The 16,779-nt window shown below is 71.5% G+C and carries 14 protein-coding genes; 6 read left to right on the top strand and 8 right to left on the bottom strand.

What is annotated here, in order from left to right:
• Nucleotides 1–221 precede the first annotated feature (221 nt).
• The gene (locus ACGF3I_RS09780; RefSeq protein WP_393130100.1) at nucleotides 222–1,439 is read right to left on the bottom strand and encodes a magnesium and cobalt transport protein CorA; all 1,218 of its coding nucleotides are present in this window, start codon (nucleotides 1,437–1,439) and stop codon (nucleotides 222–224) included.
• 319 nt (nucleotides 1,440–1,758) lie between these two features.
• Here ACGF3I_RS09780 and ACGF3I_RS09775 point away from each other — a divergent pair, with 319 nt between their 5' ends.
• A complete protein-coding gene (locus ACGF3I_RS09775) occupies nucleotides 1,759–2,976 on the top strand; it encodes a winged helix DNA-binding domain-containing protein (RefSeq protein WP_393130099.1) in 1,218 nt (405 codons plus the stop codon).
• A 52-nt stretch (nucleotides 2,977–3,028) separates the two neighbouring features.
• On the opposite strand, the gene ACGF3I_RS09770 is transcribed toward ACGF3I_RS09775, so the two are convergent.
• Nucleotides 3,029–3,379 carry an SAV_915 family protein gene (locus tag ACGF3I_RS09770; RefSeq protein WP_393130098.1) on the bottom strand — a complete coding sequence of 117 codons (351 nt, stop codon included), beginning with the start codon at nucleotides 3,377–3,379 and terminating at the stop codon, nucleotides 3,029–3,031.
• A gap of 455 nt (nucleotides 3,380–3,834) precedes the next feature.
• Entirely contained in the window at nucleotides 3,835–4,494 is a 660-nt protein-coding gene (locus ACGF3I_RS09765; protein WP_393130097.1) for a LysE family translocator, read from the bottom strand.
• A 291-nt stretch (nucleotides 4,495–4,785) separates the two neighbouring features.
• On the opposite strand from ACGF3I_RS09765, the gene ACGF3I_RS09760 reads away from it, so the two are divergent.
• Nucleotides 4,786–6,327: an AMP-binding protein gene (locus ACGF3I_RS09760; protein WP_393130096.1), complete on the top strand. Its 1,542-nt coding sequence runs from the start codon at nucleotides 4,786–4,788 to the stop codon at nucleotides 6,325–6,327.
• Between the two features lie 115 nt (nucleotides 6,328–6,442).
• Nucleotides 6,443–8,050 carry an AMP-binding protein gene (locus tag ACGF3I_RS09755; protein ID WP_393130095.1) on the top strand — a complete coding sequence of 536 codons (1,608 nt, stop codon included), beginning with the start codon at nucleotides 6,443–6,445 and terminating at the stop codon, nucleotides 8,048–8,050.
• Nucleotides 8,051–8,159: 109 nt separating this feature from the next.
• Here the strand turns inward: ACGF3I_RS09755 and ACGF3I_RS09750 are convergent, their stop codons facing one another.
• Nucleotides 8,160–8,852 carry a hypothetical protein gene (locus ACGF3I_RS09750; protein ID WP_393130094.1) on the bottom strand — a complete coding sequence of 231 codons (693 nt, stop codon included), beginning with the start codon at nucleotides 8,850–8,852 and terminating at the stop codon, nucleotides 8,160–8,162.
• 299 nt (nucleotides 8,853–9,151) lie between these two features.
• Between ACGF3I_RS09750 and gcl the strand changes: the two genes are divergently transcribed.
• Nucleotides 9,152–10,939 carry a glyoxylate carboligase gene (gene gcl, locus ACGF3I_RS09745; RefSeq protein WP_393130093.1) on the top strand — a complete coding sequence of 596 codons (1,788 nt, stop codon included), beginning with the start codon at nucleotides 9,152–9,154 and terminating at the stop codon, nucleotides 10,937–10,939.
• A 78-nt stretch (nucleotides 10,940–11,017) separates the two neighbouring features.
• On the opposite strand, the gene ACGF3I_RS09740 is transcribed toward gcl, so the two are convergent.
• The gene (locus ACGF3I_RS09740) at nucleotides 11,018–11,800 is read right to left on the bottom strand and encodes an ArsR/SmtB family transcription factor (RefSeq protein WP_393130092.1); all 783 of its coding nucleotides are present in this window, start codon (nucleotides 11,798–11,800) and stop codon (nucleotides 11,018–11,020) included.
• A 208-nt stretch (nucleotides 11,801–12,008) separates the two neighbouring features.
• Here ACGF3I_RS09740 and ACGF3I_RS09735 point away from each other — a divergent pair, with 208 nt between their 5' ends.
• Together ACGF3I_RS09735 and ACGF3I_RS09730 are read left to right on the top strand one after the other, a co-directional pair.
• Nucleotides 12,009–12,230, top strand: coding sequence for a hypothetical protein (locus tag ACGF3I_RS09735; RefSeq protein WP_393130091.1), 222 nt, complete (start codon nucleotides 12,009–12,011; stop codon nucleotides 12,228–12,230).
• Nucleotides 12,231–12,554: 324 nt separating this feature from the next.
• Entirely contained in the window at nucleotides 12,555–13,793 is a 1,239-nt protein-coding gene (locus tag ACGF3I_RS09730; protein WP_393130090.1) for an alpha/beta hydrolase family protein, read from the top strand.
• A 99-nt stretch (nucleotides 13,794–13,892) separates the two neighbouring features.
• Here ACGF3I_RS09730 and ACGF3I_RS09725 read toward each other — a convergent pair whose 3' ends face one another.
• The 3 genes from ACGF3I_RS09725 to ACGF3I_RS09715 form a co-directional block, all read right to left on the bottom strand.
• The gene (locus ACGF3I_RS09725) at nucleotides 13,893–14,588 is read right to left on the bottom strand and encodes an HAD family hydrolase (RefSeq protein WP_393130089.1); all 696 of its coding nucleotides are present in this window, start codon (nucleotides 14,586–14,588) and stop codon (nucleotides 13,893–13,895) included.
• A 57-nt stretch (nucleotides 14,589–14,645) separates the two neighbouring features.
• Entirely contained in the window at nucleotides 14,646–14,843 is a 198-nt protein-coding gene (locus ACGF3I_RS09720; protein ID WP_393130088.1) for a hypothetical protein, read from the bottom strand.
• A 465-nt stretch (nucleotides 14,844–15,308) separates the two neighbouring features.
• Complete coding sequence (locus ACGF3I_RS09715; RefSeq protein WP_393130087.1) at nucleotides 15,309–16,766, bottom strand: catalase; 1,458 nt, start codon at nucleotides 16,764–16,766, stop codon at nucleotides 15,309–15,311.
• Nucleotides 16,767–16,779: the final 13 nt, after the last annotated feature.

Below are 16,779 nucleotides of genomic sequence, written 5' to 3'. Positions count from 1 at the left end.
AACGGGTGGCACAGCATCTGCTGTGCCACCCATTGTCGTTACCCTCCGCAACCGTGTGCCGTTGAAGGTGGTCGGCGGTGCGGGAGGGCTGGCCCCAAGGTGCGGGGGAGCGCCCGGCATCGGCGGTCCGCTGATTCTCCCCAGATTCACCCCAGAGGGTCGTGCGGGCCATTTCTCAGCGTTCGCAGGAGCTAAGTTGATCAGTAGTGTTGCTGTGTGGTCTATAGCCAGTCGCGCTTCTTGAAGATGACGTAGAGGCTCACGCAGACCACTGCCATCAGGAGGATCGCGAAGGGGTAGCCGCCGGCCCACTTCAGCTCGGGCATGTTCTCGAAGTTCATGCCGTAGATGGTCCCGACCAGCGTCGGCGCAAACAGGATCGCTGCCCACGACGAGATCTTCTTGATCTCCTCGTTCTGTTCGAAGCCCGCCTCCGCCAACGCCCGCATCTCCGCGTTCTGTTGCTGCGTCACCAGGGTCGCGTTCACCGTCAGGATGTCGGTCAGGGCCTGGCGGAAGCCGTCCACTCGTTCGCTGATGTGGGTCACGTGGTCCGCGACGTCGCGCAGGGAGCGCTGGAGTTCCTCGTCCGTGCGGTACTTCGCGAAGCCCGCCATCAGGGCGTGCAGCATGCCCACCAGGGGGCGGGTGGCGCGTTGGAACTCCACCATTTCGCGGGAGAGTTCGTAGATGCGGCGCGAGACCTCCGGGTCCCCGCGGAAGACCTCCGTCTCGATCTCGTCGATGTCGTTCTGCACGCCCGCCACGACCGGTGCGTACCCGTCCACCACCGCGTCCAGGATCGCGTACAGGACCGCCTCCGGGCCCAGGGCCAGGAGGTCCGGGTCGTCCTCCATGCGGCGGCGGACGGCCGAGAGGTCGGGGGCCGCGCCGTGGCGGACGGTGATGACGAAGTCCCGGCCCACGAAGACGTGCAGTTCACCGAAGTCCACCTCCTCCGGTGCGTCCAGGTAGCGGGCGGCGCGCAGCACCACGAACAGGGTCTCGCCGTACCGTTCCAGCTTCGGGCGCTGATGGGCTTCGAGCGCGTCCTCGACCGCCAGCTCGTGCAGGTCGAACTCGGCTGCCAGAGAAAGGAGTTCGGCCTCCGAGGGCCGTTGCAGGCCGATCCACGCCATGCCCTCGGGCGTCTCGCGCAGACGGCGGAACGTCTCGGCGAGGGTGCTGGGCGACGCGGTGTGCCGGCCGTCCCGGTACAGCGACGACTGGACGACGCTGCTCCCGGGGGCGGATCCGGCGACCGGGATGTCGCCGGCTGCGGCGCCGGAGTCCTTGCCGCTCGCGCCGGCTCCCGCTCGTACGCCGTCCGTGGTCGCGGGACCGGTCGGTGTGGGGGAGGGCCTGGTGTCCGGGGTGGGCTGTCTGCGCCAGGAGTGCTTCTTCGACGGCCCCGCGGAGCGCTCTCCTCGCTCGGGCACGTCCTCACCTCCCGCTCGGTCCTTCACCAGCCCGGGGGCGGTCAAACCAAGGTCTGTGGCCCGGCCCATGGCCTGGTCCGTGGCCTGGTCCGTATGCGTCCAAGATGCCCTTCGGGCAGGATATACGGCATACCTCACACCGGCCTGGGGAGGCGGGGCGAGGTGGTGGGGAGGGGGGTGGGCGGGCTTCGTTCCTCCTGGTGCCGTCTCCGGGCTCTTCCTGGTGTCATTTCTGGGCGCTCACACACTCCGGCGGAGACTGCCCGTGAGGGCCGCCCTGCGGACAGGTTCTGGCCGCATCGGTCGGTAGCGTCCCCCCATGGCCCTCAAGACCGGCACCAGTGCAGCGCCCCCGCTCTCGGATCGCGCTCTCAACCGCGCCACCCTCGAACGTCAGCTCCTGCTGCGCCGCAGCGAGGCGCTCTCGCCCAAGGACGCCGTCGCCCACCTCCTCGGGCTCCAGGCCCAGAACGTCGGGCCGCCGTACTTCGCCCTGTGGTCGCGGCTCTCCGGCTTCCGGCCCGAAGCGCTCGCGGAGCTGATGGAGTCGCGCGAGGTGGTGCGCATGGTGACCATGCGGTCGACCCTGCACACCCACACCGCCGCCGACGCCCTCACCCTGCGCCCGCTCGTCCAGCCCGCACGCGGCCGTGAGCTCCACGCCTTCCGCAGCGGGCTCACCGGGGTCGACACGGAGCGCCTCGCGGTGCTCGCGCGCGGGCTGGTCGAGGAGCGCCCGCACACCATGAAGGAGCTGCGCGAGGCGCTGGGGCGGGAGTGGCCGCACGCCGATCCGTTCGCGCTGTCCGTGGCCGCGCGCTGTGTGCTGCCGCTGGTCCAGGTCACCCCGCGGGGGGTGTGGGGGCGCAGCGGGAAGGTCGCGCTGACGACGCTCGAACACTGGCTGGGCGCCACCCGCGCGACCGCACCCGCCCGCGAGACCGCGCCCACCCGCGCCACCGCACCCGCCACCGAACGCGGCCCTGCCCCTGCCCAGGTCCTCACCCCCGCCCCCGCCCCCGACGAGACCGTGCTGCGCTACCTCCGCGCCTTCGGGCCCGCCTCCGTCAAGGACATGCAGACCTGGGCCGGGCTCACCCGGCTCGGTGTCGTCTTCGAGCGGCTGCGGCCCCGGCTGGCGGTCTTCCGGGACGAGCGCGGCACCGAACTCTTCGACCTCCCGGACGCTGTCCGCCCGGACGAGGACGCTCCGGCACCCCCGCGCTTCCTGCCCGAGTTCGACAACGTGCTCCTCTCGCACGCCGACCGCTCCCGCCTCGTTCCCGCCGCTCACAAGGGCCGCAGCTGGAGCGGCAACCAGGCCCACCGCACCCTGCTCGTCGACGGATTCCTCGCCGGGATCTGGCGGATCGAGGAGACGAAGGGCGGCGGCGCTCTGCTGACGGTGCAGGCGTTCGACGCCCTCGGCCGGGCACAACGCGCGTCGGTGGCCGAGGAAGGCGCGCGGCTGCTCGCCGGCATGACCTCGGCCACCGATTACGACGTACGGTTCGGGGAGTTCGTGGACCAGGGCTGACGTGGGGCCGCCGGACCGCCCCCGGCCGTCGTCGCTTCCGTTGCGGGTTCCGTCAGCGGTTCAGGGCGGGGTCACGGCGGGCGCACGGCGCCGGGGTCTGGCCGTGCCGGGTGTGCTGGGCGGGTGGGGTGAGCAGGGGGTCGACCGTCACGCGGTCCACACCGAGCGGCGCCGAGAGCGCCCTCAGGGCGGGTTCGGCGAGCCGGATCCAGCGCTGGTCGCGGCCGAGGACGGCGGTCAGCCGGTCCGGGCTGGTGAATCCGACCGCGGTGCGCGTGCCGAACTCGTCGCGCAGGAAGCGCAGTTGGTGTCCTCCGGCAGAGCCGAGCCGAACCGGCACGTACAGCGGCCCTGCCGAGGTGCGTTCGTCGGGGTCGGCGTCCTCAAGGGTGAGGGTTTCCATGGTGTCCTCCGGTGCGGAAGTGCGGATGCCGTACGCGTCGTGCGCCCGTACGCCCGAAGCTATGCCCCCGGCACCGGCGCGGTCTGCCGCAATGACATGGCATTGACTCCCAGGTGGCCGAAATTGACGCGATCCTGTCGCAGGTCCGGGCGGAGAGCCCCGGCCGGCCGCGCCCCGGCGCCTCCGCGCGCCGATTTCATCCCACCGGGTGGCCGAGTACGAGGTGCAGTACGAGTACGAGGTGCAGTACGCGTACGAGTCCGAGACAGGACCGGTTCCGCGTCCGGTTTCGGGGAGGAGGGGGCTGGGGCTGGGGCGACACGCGAGCCGGTCGATCCGAATCGCCCGATCCCGTCACCCGATCCGATCGCCCAACCCCGTCACCTGATCCGAATCGCCCAACCCCGGCACCCGACCCCATCGCCCCGACCCGGCCGCCCGGCCCGCCCCCCCCGTCAGTCCGCCCGCCCCGTCGCCGCGACCGTCACGCCGAGCCCGATCATCGCGAAGCCGCCCGCACCGCCGATCAGTGAGAGCCGCCGCTCGGAGCGTGCGAACCAGCCGCGCGCTGCCGCCGCGCCCAGGCCCCACAGGGTGTCGGTGATGAGGCCGATCGTGATCGGGATCAGGCCGAGCAGCAGCATCTGCGACGACAGGTGTCCCGCCGTGTGGTCCACGAACTGCGGCAGCACCGCCGCGAAGAACACGATGCCCTTGGGGTTGGTGACGCCCACCAGCACTCCGTCCCCGACGGTACGCAGATCGCCGTGGGCCGGCCGGATCTTCGCCGCCACCTCGCCGATCGCCGCCACCCCCAGTCGCATGTCCTTGCGGTGCCGGTACGCCTGGACCCCCAGCAGTACGAGATAGGCGGCGCCCGCGAGCTTGACCGCCAGGAACACCGAGGCCGAGCGCTCCACCAGCGCCCCGATGCCGAGCGCCACCGCGCACACCAGCACATAGGAGCCGAGGACGTTCCCGAGCACCGTGGCGAGCGCGGTGCGGCGGCCGTGCGCGAGGGCGCGGCCGATCACGAAGAGGACGCTGGGACCCGGGATCACGATCACCAGAAGGGACATCGCGGCGAAGGCGAGAAAGCGATCGGTCGACACCATGGCGGTCATTCAACCGCACCCCTGTGGGGTGCGCCCAGGCGATGAACAAGTGCCGGACCGGCCCCATGGAGATCCACCCCATGCTGAGGGTCCCCGTGTAGACGCGCCGCACACAGAGGGCCCGCACATGGGTGGACGCCCCATGGGCGGCCCGCACGTACGGCGTCTGGTCCTGTGGACGTGCGCGGCCGACGTGCGCCGATTCAGGGTTTCGGCCGCCATCGGCGCCCCCAGGTACCAGAATCCCCACCTGACAGGTGATGCGGATCTTGGGACACAGGAGTGAGAGCGATGCGGATTCCCATGACGGTCTCGGACTTCCTCGACCGGGCGGAGCTCGGCTTCGCCGGTGTGACCGGCGTCGTGGACGAGCCGGACCAGCCGGCCCCGCCCGTCCCCGGGCTCACCTATGGACGGCTCGCCGAGCGGGTGCGCGCCTGGCAGGCGGGGTTCGACGCGCTCGGCGTCGGTGAGGGGGAGCGCGTCGCGGTGGTCAGCCACAACTCGGCGCGCATGCTGGAGCTGCTCTTCGCGGTGCCGATGAGCGGGCGGATCTGTGTGCCGGTCAACTTCCGTCTCCAGCCGGAGGAGGTCGCGTACGTGGTGCGCCAGAGCGGGGCTTCGGTCCTGCTCGTCGACCCGGAGCTCGACGAGACGCTGTCCGGCGTCACGGCGCGCCACCGGTTCGTGCTCGGCGAGGAGACCGAGTCCGCGCTCATGCGCTTCGGTGTGGAGCCGCGCCCGTGGTCCCGGCCCGACGAGGACGCCACCGCCACCATCAACTACACCTCCGGAACCACCGCCCGCCCCAAGGGAGTTCAGCTCACCCACCGCAACATCTGGGTCAACGGCCTGACGTTCGGTCTGCACACCCGGGTGTGGGAGCGCGACGTCTACCTGCACACCCTGCCGATGTTCCACTGCAACGGCTGGGGCATGCCCTATGTGATGGCGGGGCTCGGAGTGAAGCAGGTCGTGCTGCGCAAGGTCGACGGCGCCGAGATCCTGCGGCGGATTGAGGAGCACGGCGTCACCCTGATGTGCGGGGCGCCCGCGGTGTGGAACATGGTGCTGGACGCCGCGGCGTCGTGGCGGGGCGAGATCCCGGGCCGCGACCGGGTGCGGGTCGTGTGCGCGGGGGCGCCCCCGCCGAGCCGGATGATCCAGCGCATGGACGAGGAACTGGGCTGGGAGTTCAGCCAGATCTACGGTCTGACCGAGACGTCCCCGCTGCTCACCATGAACCGCGCCGGGGCCGCCGACGCCGCGCTCTCCGCCGCGGAGCGGGCGCACAAGCTGTCCAGGGCCGGGGTGCCGGCGCTCGGTGTGCGGCTCAAGGTGTCGGAGGCCGGTGAGGTCCTGGCCCGCTCCAACGTGGTGCTCGACGGATACTGGGAGAAGCCCGAGGAGACCGGGGCGGCCCTCGCGGACGGCTGGTTCCACACCGGCGACGGCGGCACCATCGACCCCGCCGACGGCACCCTGACCATTTCGGACCGCAAGAAGGACGTCATCATCACGGGCGGTGAGAACGTCTCCTCGATCGAGGTGGAGGACGCGCTCTTCAGTCACCCGGGGGTGGCCGAGGTCGCCGTCATCGGCGTACCGCACGAGAAGTGGGGCGAGACGATCAAGGCGCTCGTGGTCCTGGCGGAGGGGGCGGAGGTGACGGAGGACGACCTCATCGCGTACTGCAAGGAGCGCGTGGCCCGCTACAAGGCGCCGACGTCCGTCGAGTTCCGGGACGCCATTCCGCGCACCGCCACCGGCAAGATCCAGAAGTTCAAGCTCCGGGAGCCCTACTGGTCGGGCCGCGACCGCGGGGTCAACTGACGCCGGCCCGGCACCCCCGCCGGGCCGAGTCGATCTTCCCGGCGCACGAGGGTAGGCAGGTCAGGGCCGGTCAGGGCATCCTGGGGCCCCGGTCGAGGAAGCGAGGCGCGCTGCGATGGTGACCCAGTCCTACGCCCACGGGGTGAGCGACACCGCCCTGCTCGGCGACACGATCGGCGCCAGTCTGGACCGCGCGGTACGGCGGTACGGAGAGCGCGAGGCGCTGGTCGACGCCGGCTCGGGGCGGCGCTGGACGTACGCCCGATTCGGCGCGGACGTGGACCGGCTGGCGCGCGCCCTGCTGCGCGCCGGGGTCGCCAAGGGGGACCGGGTCGGCATCTGGGCGGTGAACTGCCCCGAGTGGGTACTGGTCCAGTACGCGACCGCGCGGATCGGGGCGGTGATGGTGACGATCAACCCGGCCTACCGCGTGCACGAGGTCGAGTACGTGCTGCGCCAGGCCGGTGTGTCGGTCCTGTTCGGCTCGTCGGCCCACAAGTCGAGCGACTACCGGGCGATGGTGGACCAAGTGCGCCCCGCCTGCCCCCGGTTGGGCCGCACCGTGTTCTTCGGCGACACCGGGTGGGACCGCCTGATGGCCGAGGGGGAGGGCCCGGACGGCGGTGAACTGGAGGCGCGCGAAGGGGAGTTGTCCTGCGACGACCCGATCAACATCCAGTACACCTCGGGCACGACCGGGTTCCCCAAGGGGGCCACGCTTTCGCACCACAACATCCTCAACAACGGTTATTTCGTAGGGGAGTTGCTCGCCTATACCGAGGCCGACCGGATCTGCGTACCGGTTCCGTTCTACCACTGCTTCGGCATGGTCATGGGCAACCTCGCGGCGACCTCGCACGGCGCCTGTGTGGTGATCCCGGCGCCGTCCTTCGACCCGGAGGCGACCCTGCGGGCCGTGCAGCGGGAGCGCTGCACCTCGCTGTACGGGGTGCCGACGATGTTCATCGCCGAGCTGAACCTGCCGGGCTTCGCCTCGTACGACCTCACCTCACTGCGCACCGGGATCATGGCGGGCTCGCCGTGCCCCGAGGAGGTGATGAAGCGGGTGGTGGCCGAGATGCACATGGCGGACGTGTCCATCTGCTACGGCATGACCGAGACCTCCCCGGTCTCCACCCAGACCCGCACCGACGACGACCTGGAGCGGCGCACCGGCACGGTCGGCCGGGTCATGCCGCACGTCGAGGTGAAGGTCGTCGACCCGGCGGGCGGCGGCACCGTCGCGCGCGGCGAGGCGGGCGAGCTGTGCACCCGCGGCTACAGCGTGATGCTCGGCTACTGGGACGAGCCGGAACGGACCGCCGAAGCGATCGACGCGGCGCGCTGGATGCACACGGGCGACCTCGCGGTGATGCGGGAGGACGGCTACGTCGAGATCGTCGGACGCATCAAGGACATGATCATCCGTGGCGGCGAGAACGTGTACCCGCGCGAGATCGAGGAGTTCCTCCACCGGCATCCCAAGATCGCCGATGTGCAGGTGGTCGGGGTCCCGGACGAGCGGTACGGCGAGGAGATCCTGGCCTGCGTCATCCCGCGCGACCCGGCCGATCCGCCCACCCTCCCGGAGATCACGGCGCACTGCCGCGAGCGGCTCGCCCACTACAAGATCCCCCGCCTGCTGCGGATCCTCGACGCCTTCCCGATGACGGTGAGCGGCAAGGTCCGCAAGGTGGAGCTGCGGGAGGGCTACGGCGCCTGACGCGGCGCGCGGGCCCCCGCCCCGGGCTGCCGCGCACGGCCCGCCGCCCGTGGTGGCCGCACGTGGCGCCCGGCCCCCGGGCTGCCGCGCACCACCCCCCGCTCCGTGCTCAGGCGCCCGCGGTCACCAGGCCCGAGGCCGCCGCGTTGACCGGCTGCGGGGTGCCGGTCAGATCGAGCACGAACAGCGGGACCAGCAGTTCGTCGGCACGGCGCCGGGCGTCGGGTGCGTGCCCGGCGAGTGAGAAGTGGACGCCGCGCGCCGAGGCCGCCATGGCGTGCAGCCACAGGCACTCCACGGCCCTGAGCGTGGCCGGCCGGGTGGTCGGATCCACCTGCGCGACCAGGCCCCGCCCGCGCAGGTCGATGCCGGAGGCCGGACGCGGCTCGGCGTGGAGTACGTCCCTGAAGCCGAGCCAGGTCAGATAGAGCCCCGCCGTCGTCACCGCGTCCCGCGCCGTACGGATGGTGAGCGGCCGGAACGCGGCGCGCGCCGGCGCGGCGGGCCGGGGCCGGGCCGGGGATCCGGGCGGGGCCGTCACGGGACGCACCGGCATCCTCAGGACCGACCCGCAGGAGCAGCCCAGCTCGGGCTGGGGCCACTGGCTCTGGCGACCGCAGGCCCGGCACCGGACGGTGACCCAGGTGTCCGTCCAGGTGCGGTGGGTGATGGGGGAGGGTGCCGCGCCGCGCTGTATGGGGGGCGCGAGCGGGGTGCCGCACGCACAGGGGTAGGCGGGCGGCACATAGACGTGATCGCGCCGACAGGTGGGGCAGCGCACCGGCACTCCGTCACCGTTCATCCGCCCCCACCTCCCTGGCGGCGCGGGTCCGCGCGGACGCGTACCACGACGGGCTCCATCCCGCGCCGGACGAAATCCCCGGCGGCCTGTCGGGGGCTCCGCGGTCCATGGTCCACCAACCGCGTCCGCGGCGTGGCGCATTCGCACATCCCGGCACTCCCTTGACGGGCTGGCCGGGCCCGTCCTACATTGCTTCCACATAGCAGAATGAAACTTCCGCATTATGGAATTCGGTTCATGGGTGGCGCGGCCTGGCGGCGCGCCCGAGCCGATTTCGCCGGCCGAAGCAGGAGCACCCCATGCCTCGTATGACCGCTGCCCGAGCGGCAGTTGAGATCCTCAAGCGCGAAGGCGTCAGCCACGCCTTCGGTGTGCCGGGCGCGGCGATCAACCCCTTCTACAAGGCGCTCAAGGAGGGCGGTGGCATCGACCACACGCTCGCCCGCCACGTCGAGGGCGCCTCCCACATGGCGGAGGGGTACACGCGCTCCAACCCGGGCAACATCGGCGTCTGCATCGGTACGTCGGGCCCCGCGGGCACCGACATGATCACCGGTCTGTACTCCGCGATCGGCGACTCGATCCCGATCCTCTGCATCACCGGCCAGGCCCCGGTCGCGGTGATCCACAAGGAGGACTTCCAGGCCGTCGACATCGCCTCGATCGCCAAGCCGGTCACCAAGGCCGCGACGACCGTCCTGGAGGCCGCCCAGGTTCCCGGCGTCTTCCAGCAGGCCTTCCACCTGATGCGCTCCGGCCGTCCCGGCCCGGTCCTCATCGACCTGCCGATCGACGTCCAGCTCACCGAGATCGAGTTCGACCCGGAGACCTACGAGCCGCTGCCGGTCTACAAGCCGACCGCGACCCGTGCCCAGATCGAGAAGGCCATCACCTTCCTCCTGGAGTCCGAGCGCCCGCTGATCGTCGCCGGCGGCGGCATCATCAACGCGGACGCCTCCGACCTGCTGGTCGAGTTCGCGGAGATCACCAACACGCCGGTCATCCCGACCCTCATGGGCTGGGGCACCATCGCGGACGACCACGAGCTGAACGCCGGCATGGTCGGCCTGCAGACCTCGCACCGCTACGGCAACGCGACGTTCCTGGAGTCGGACTTCGTCCTCGGCATCGGCAACCGCTGGGCCAACCGTCACACCGGCTACAAGCTCGACGTCTACACCAAGGGCCGCAAGTTCGTCCACGTCGACATCGAGCCCACCCAGATCGGCAAGATCTTCGCCCCGGACTACGGCATCGCCTCCGACGCCAAGGCCGCCCTGGAGCTCTTCGTCGAGGTCGCCAAGGAGCTCAAGGCCGCCGGCAGGCTGCCCGACCGCTCCGCGTGGGTCGCCTCCCACCTGGAGCGCAAGTCCACGCTGCAGCGCCGTACGCACTTCGACAACGTGCCGATGAAGCCGCAGCGGGTCTACGAGGAGATGAACAAGGCCTTCGGCCCGGAGACGCGCTACGTCACCACCATCGGCCTCTCCCAGATCGCCGGCGCGCAGATGCTGCACGTCTACAAGCCGCGCAACTGGATCAACTGCGGCCAGGCGGGCCCGCTCGGCTGGACCATCCCGGCCGCGCTCGGTGCCGCCACCGCCGACCCGGAGGTCCCGGTCGTCGCCCTGTCCGGCGACTACGACTTCCAGTTCATGCTGGAGGAGCTCGCGGTCGGCGCCCAGCACAAGATCCCGTACGTCCACGTCCTGGTGAACAACGCCTACCTCGGCCTGATCCGTCAGGCGCAGATCGGTCTGGACATCAACTTCCAGGTCAACCTGGAGTTCGAGAACATCAACTCCCCGGAGCTGGGCGTCTACGGCGTCGACCACATCAAGGTCGTCGAGGGTCTCGGCTGCAAGGCCATCCGCGTCACCGAGCCGGACCAGCTGCTCCCCGCGTTCGAGGAGGCCAAGAAGCTGGCCGCCGAGTTCCGCGTCCCGGTCGTCGTCGAGGCGATCCTGGAGCGCATCACCAACATCTCGATGAGCAAGACGGCCGACATCAGCGACGTCTCGGAGTTCGAGGAGCTCGCCACCGAGCCGGGCCACGCCCCGACGGCGATCCGCCCGCTCACCGTCTGAGCCGCCCCGAAAACGGTCCGGCCCCCGTTCCCCCGCACTGGGGAGCGGGGGCCGGACGTCTTGACCGGGGACGGGCCGCTAGGACGCCTCGTGCTCCATCAGCGTCTTGAGGGTGGACAGGATCATCACCCAGCCCTCGCTGACCCCCTTGAGCATCTCGCTCCGCGTACTCTCGAACCCGTCGTGCGTCAGGGTCAGCTTCACCCCGAGGGTGTCGGAGTCGGCGGGCACGATGTCGAACGCCACCTGGGACTGCTCGGTGCGCGCCTTCTCGAACTCCTCGTCGCTGTCGAAGAGTTGACGGTGCATCGGAAGCAGCCGGTGCCAGGTGTAGGCGAGTTTGCGGCCGGGCACCGCCTCGATCACGGCCTGGCCGAGATCCTCGTAGGCGCCCTCGGGGCCCATCTTCCACAGCACCGGCGAGCCCACCCGCCAGTCGGACATCGGGCCCCAGCCGCCGAAGTACCGCTGCGCGAACTCCGCGTCGGTCAGGGCCGCGTAGAGCCGCTCGGGCGTGGTCCGGATGTAGATCTCGTAGACGAACTCGGGCTTGTCCATGGCTCGTTCCTCCTCCGGGCCCGGCCCGCGCCGGGCGTGCGCATCGCGTCCGTACTTGCCGATCCAGCGGTCGCTCAGCTCCAGGATCGGCGCCGGGTCGAGGTAGTGGAACTTCTCCCGGCCCCGTCGCGCCGTCGCGACCAGGCCGACCGCTTCGAGCACCGCGAGGTGCTTGCTCACCGCCTGACGCGACATCGCGAGGCCCTCGCACAGCTCCCGCAGCGTCTGCCCGTTCCGGGCCCGCAGGCGGTCGAGCAGGCGCCGCCGGCTGGTGTCGGCCAGCGCCCGGAAGACGTCGTCCACGCTCACCTCCCGGAGCCACCCGCACACCGGCTCGGCCGGCGGAGTCCCCGCCTCCGTCTCCACATTGGCAACCTCACAGTTGCGTGTCAATTCGTGACGTTTTTCGCACCAGGATGCGTATCAGCGCACGGAGATACCGGATCGATTCCCCATCGTCACCCGTCGGCCCTGCCCTTCGGGCCGTTTCGCGGCGCATACTGGGGTGACGATGACGAAGCCATCCGCGCCCCGGCGCCACCTGCCCACCAGCCCCTTCAAAGCCCCGGATGCTCCGGCGGCCAAGCACTTCAGCCTGGGAGACCGGGTCACACACGACCAGTTCGGCCTGGGCACCATCATCGGGGTCGAGGACGGCGTCGCCATGCTCGTCGACTTCGGCTCCCGCCAGGCCCGAATCGTGAGCCCGTACACCCGCATGGACAAGCTCTAGGTTTCGCCCCCAGGGGAGAACCCCGGCCCGGATCGCGACTGCGGCCCGGGCCGGGGGCGTGTCCCCGCCCCTTGACGCCCGCCCGGGGCTCCCTTCCGGGTGAACCTCACACCCAACCTCACACCCCGGTGGGGCCGGCCCGCCCGCCGCGAGGAACCGTGCGACGAACCGTGCGACCACCGGCTGATCCGCACGGCTCCGCATCCGCGACCGGAGGCCGACCCCGCGACGCCGGGCGGTGCGACCAGAGGTGTATTTCCAAGGCCCCAGGCCGCGACCAGGGGCTGACGTGGGCGACCCCGGGGCCCGCATAGCGTGAGGCCCATGCCTTCCCTCTCCCGTACGGCCACGACCGTCGCCCTGTCCTTACTGCTCGCCGCGCCGACGGCCGCCACGACGGCCGCCCACGCCGCACCCGCCGCCCCGCCGACAGCCCCGATTGCACTCGCAGCTCCGCCGGCCGTCCCGGTTGCACGCGCGGCCCCGACCGCTGCCCCCTCCGCCCCAGCGAGCGCCTCCGCGATCCAACTCCCGCACCCCACCGGCCCGTTCACGCTGGGCAGCGAGACCCTGCACCTCGTCGATCACGCCCGCCGCGACCCCTGGGTGCCGGACCGCGACCGCGAGCTGATGGTCACCCTCACCTATCCGGCGGCCCGCCCCAGGGGCGGCCGTCCCGCCGCCTACGCCACGGCCGCCGAGGCCCCCGCCCTGCTCCGCGCCATCGGCGCAGATCCCGCCCGGACCGGCGACGTCGAGGCGACCACGACGCACGCGCGCACCGGTGTACGGCCCGCCCGGGGCGCCCACCCGCTGATCGTCCTGTCGCCCGGCTTCGGCGCCCCGCGCTACTCGCTGACCACCCTCGCCGAGGACCTGGCGAGCCGCGGCTACGTCGTCGCGTCCGTGGACCATGCCTACGAATCCGTCGCCACCAGCTTTCCCGGCGGCCGGCTGCTGACCTGTGTGGCCTGCACGGCGATGCAGAACGGCACCCCGGGAAGTACCGTCACCCGCACGCGCGCCGCCGACGTGTCGTTCCTCCTGGACCGCCTGACCGGGGTGCGTCCGGCCTGGCGTTACTCCGGCGCGATCGACGGGCGCCGCATCGGCATGGCGGGCCACTCCATCGGCGGGGCCTCGGCGATACCGGCGATGGAGGGGGACCGGCGGATCGGCGCCGGGGTCAACATGGACGGGGCGTTCTGGGACGTGCCGGCGCCCGGAGGGCTCGGCGGCCGGCCGTTCCTGATGCTGGGCACCGACGACGCGACGCACCGCCCCGGCGGCGATGACCGTACCTGGGACGCGACCTGGCCCGCCCTGGGCGGCTGGAAGCGCTGGCTGACGGTCGCGGGCGCCGAGCACCTGACGTTCTCCGACGAACCCGTCCTCGCCGCGCACTTCGGCCTGCCGAGGACATCACTGCCGGCCGGGCGGGCCGTGCCCGTCGTGCGGACGTATGTGGGCGCCTTCTTCGACCGGGCGCTGCTGGGCCGCGCCCGGCCGGTGCTCGACGGGCCGAGCGCCGCGAACCCCGAGGTGGTGTTCAACAACCCCTGACCCGGCCGGTCGCGCCCGGGGGCCCGCCACACCACCCGTCGGCGGGGGAGGCCGGGGCCCCGGGCGTCGGGGAAGAGCCGCTCGGTCGGGGGGCGCCGCTCAGTCGGGGACGCTGCGGAGCGCCGCGCGTACGGGAGTTGAGGCGGTCGCCGCGTCCTCCAGGACGAGGGCGGTCAGCTGGGTGAGGGAGTCGATGCGCCAGTCGGCCGCCGCGACGACCTCCGGGTCCTCGGCCCACCAGTGGCCCCAGGGGCCGCGCCGCAGCTGGGCGACGCGCAGCCCGGCCGCCTTGGCGGGGAACAGGTCGTGCACGGGGTGGTCGCCGACGTGGACGGTCGCGTGCGGATCCGCGCCCGCCGCCTCCAACACCCGCTCGTAGAAAGCTGGTTGGGGTTTTTCGACCCCCCACTCCTCGGAGGTGGCCACCAGATCGGCGGGCAGATCGAGGCCGCGCAGGAGCTCACCGGCCCGGGCGCTCATGTTGCCCGCGACCACGACCCGGACGCCGAGCCCCCGCAGCCCGCCCAGGGCCGGCCGCACGTCGTCGTAGAGGTCGATCTCGCCGAGGTGCTCGCCGCGCCCCGCGGCCTCCCTGGCCAGCCGGGCCTCGTGCACGTCCATGCCGGGTTTGAGCAGACGCAGCGCGTCCGCCGGGTCACGGCCCTGCGTGACGACAGCGCCGACCAGCGCGGCGAGCGTGTGCCGGGGAACGCCGATCCAGTCGGCCCAGGACGCCCAGTAGCGGTCGTCGCGCACCAGTGTTTCGCCCACGTCGAGGACGATGGTCTCAATCATCGAGGCCGATCCTAGGCGCTCGGACGGACATATCGGGCCGACGCGACTGCGGCGCCGCTACAACGACGACTGGAAGGCGGACGCGGAGGGAACGGTGTCGGCGCCCAGAACGACGCGGCCGAGGGTCGCCGGAGTGCGTCCGGCGTGCTGCGCCGCGGCCCGCGCGGCGAGCCCCCTGCGGCGCGGCGGCGCGGCGGCGGGCCGGGCGGCAGGGGCGACGGAAACGGCGGCGGCGGAAACAAGCGTCGTGGTCATGCCTCATTGTGCATGGCGGCGGACTGTGCTGTGCGCGGTTTGGGGATGCCCCGGGCCGGCTGCCGGGGCGGGCCGGAAAAAGATCAAGGCCCCGCCCGGGCAAACGGGCGGGGCCTTGATCGTCGGGCGCCGGATTCGGGACCGTAAACCGAACCCGGCGTCCTGGCTGGGGAGTTGTTGCCGCCCGGCGGAACGAGGCTGGCGCGACAGGACGTTCGCACCGCCGGGCGGGGTCTGTTCTGGGATCGCGGCGGTGGCGATTGGCGAGGGCGCCGGGTCCCCTCCTTCAGGTCAGGAAGGGGGGCGCACACGCCTTGACCACCGCACTGGCATCGCCGGACCGCCGCGATCCTCAGGGTGTCCATATCCGCCGACCACCCCTCATCCGGGTCGGCGGATCGGACTGTGCAAAGGGTTTGACCTCCCGTCAAATCCCTTGCACGGTCTGGAGGTCGAACCAGGCTGCTAGTCCTCGCGCAGGGCGCGGACAGCCTCCTCGACGCGCTTGCCGTATTCCGGGTCCGCTGCGTGGAAATGGGCCAGGTTCTTCTCGACGACGTCGTCACGGGAGACCTGCGAGAGGCCGCCGGCGATGTTCGCGACCAGACGGGCCTTCTCGTCGTCCGACATCAGACGGTAGAGCTCACCCGCCTGGAAGAAGTCGTCGTCCTTGACGTGGGCCGGGGCCGCGTGCGTGCCCGTGTAGCCGTGGACGGCCAGCGGGGCGGAGTGCGCCGCGTCCGTCTGGGCCGGGCCCGCGTAGGAGTTGGGCTCGTAGTTCTTGTCGCCGCGGCGACCGTTGCGGGTCGCCATCAGGCCGTCCCGGCCGTAGTTGTCGGCCACGGTCGCCTTCGGCGCGTTGACCGGCAGCTGGGTGTGGTTGACGCCCAGGCGGTAGCGGTGCGCGTCCGCGTAGGCGAACAGACGGCCCTGGAGCATCTTGTCGGGGGAGGGGCCGATGCCCGGAACGAAGTTGTTCGGGGAGAACGCGGCCTGCTCGACCTCGGCGAAGACGTTGTCCGGGTTGCGGTCCAGGACCAGCCGGCCCACGCGCTGCAGCGGGTAGTCGGCGTGCGGCCACACCTTGGTGAGGTCGAACGGGTTGAAGCGGTAGTCCGCGGCCTCGGCGGCGGGCATGAGCTGGACGTACAGCGTCCAGGACGGGTTGACGCCGCGCTCGATGGCCTGGAGCAGGTCCGTCTGGTGGCTGTTGGCGTCCTTGCCGACCGTCTCGGCGGCCTGCTCGGAGGACAGGCTGCGGATGCCCTGGTTCGTCTTGAAGTGGTACTTGACGAAGAAGGCCTCGCCCTTCGCGTTCGTCCACTGGTAGGTGTGCGAGCCGTAGCCGTTCATGTGGCGGTACGAGGCCGGGATGCCGCGGTCGCCCATGAGCCAGGTGATCTGGTGCGTCGCCTCGGGGGCGTGCGCCCAGAAGTCCCAGACGTTGTCCGGCTCCTGCTTGCCCGTGAAGGGGTCGCGCTTCTGGGAGTGGATGAAGTCGGGGAACTTGATCGGGTCCTTGATGAAGAACACCGGGGTGTTGTTGCCGACGAGGTCGTAGTTGCCCTCTTCGGTGTAGAACTTCAGCGCGAAGCCGCGCGGGTCGCGGACCGCGTCCGCGCCGCCGAGCGAGTCGGCCACGGTGGAGAAGCGGATGAACGTCTCGGTCCGCTTGCCCACCTCGTTCAGGAAGTCGGCCTTGGTGAAGCCGGTGACGTCGTCCGTCACCTCGAAGTAGCCGTACGCACCGGAGCCGCGGGCGTGCACCACACGCTCCGGGATGCGCTCACGGTTGAAGCGCGCGAGCTTCTCCAGGAGGTGCTGGTCCTGGAGCAGGATGGGGCCACCGACGCCGGCGGTGGCGGAGTTCTGGTTGTCGGCGACGGGGGCGCCGGACTCGGTCGTAAGCACGCGCTTCGACATCGTGACCTTCCGT

Source organism: Streptomyces sp. NPDC048111, from assembly GCF_043202815.1.
Taxonomy (GTDB): Bacteria; Actinomycetota; Actinomycetes; order Streptomycetales; family Streptomycetaceae; genus Streptomyces.
The sequence above is the reverse complement of the archived record's forward strand: the minus strand, read 5'-3'. Positions and strand labels throughout refer to the sequence as shown.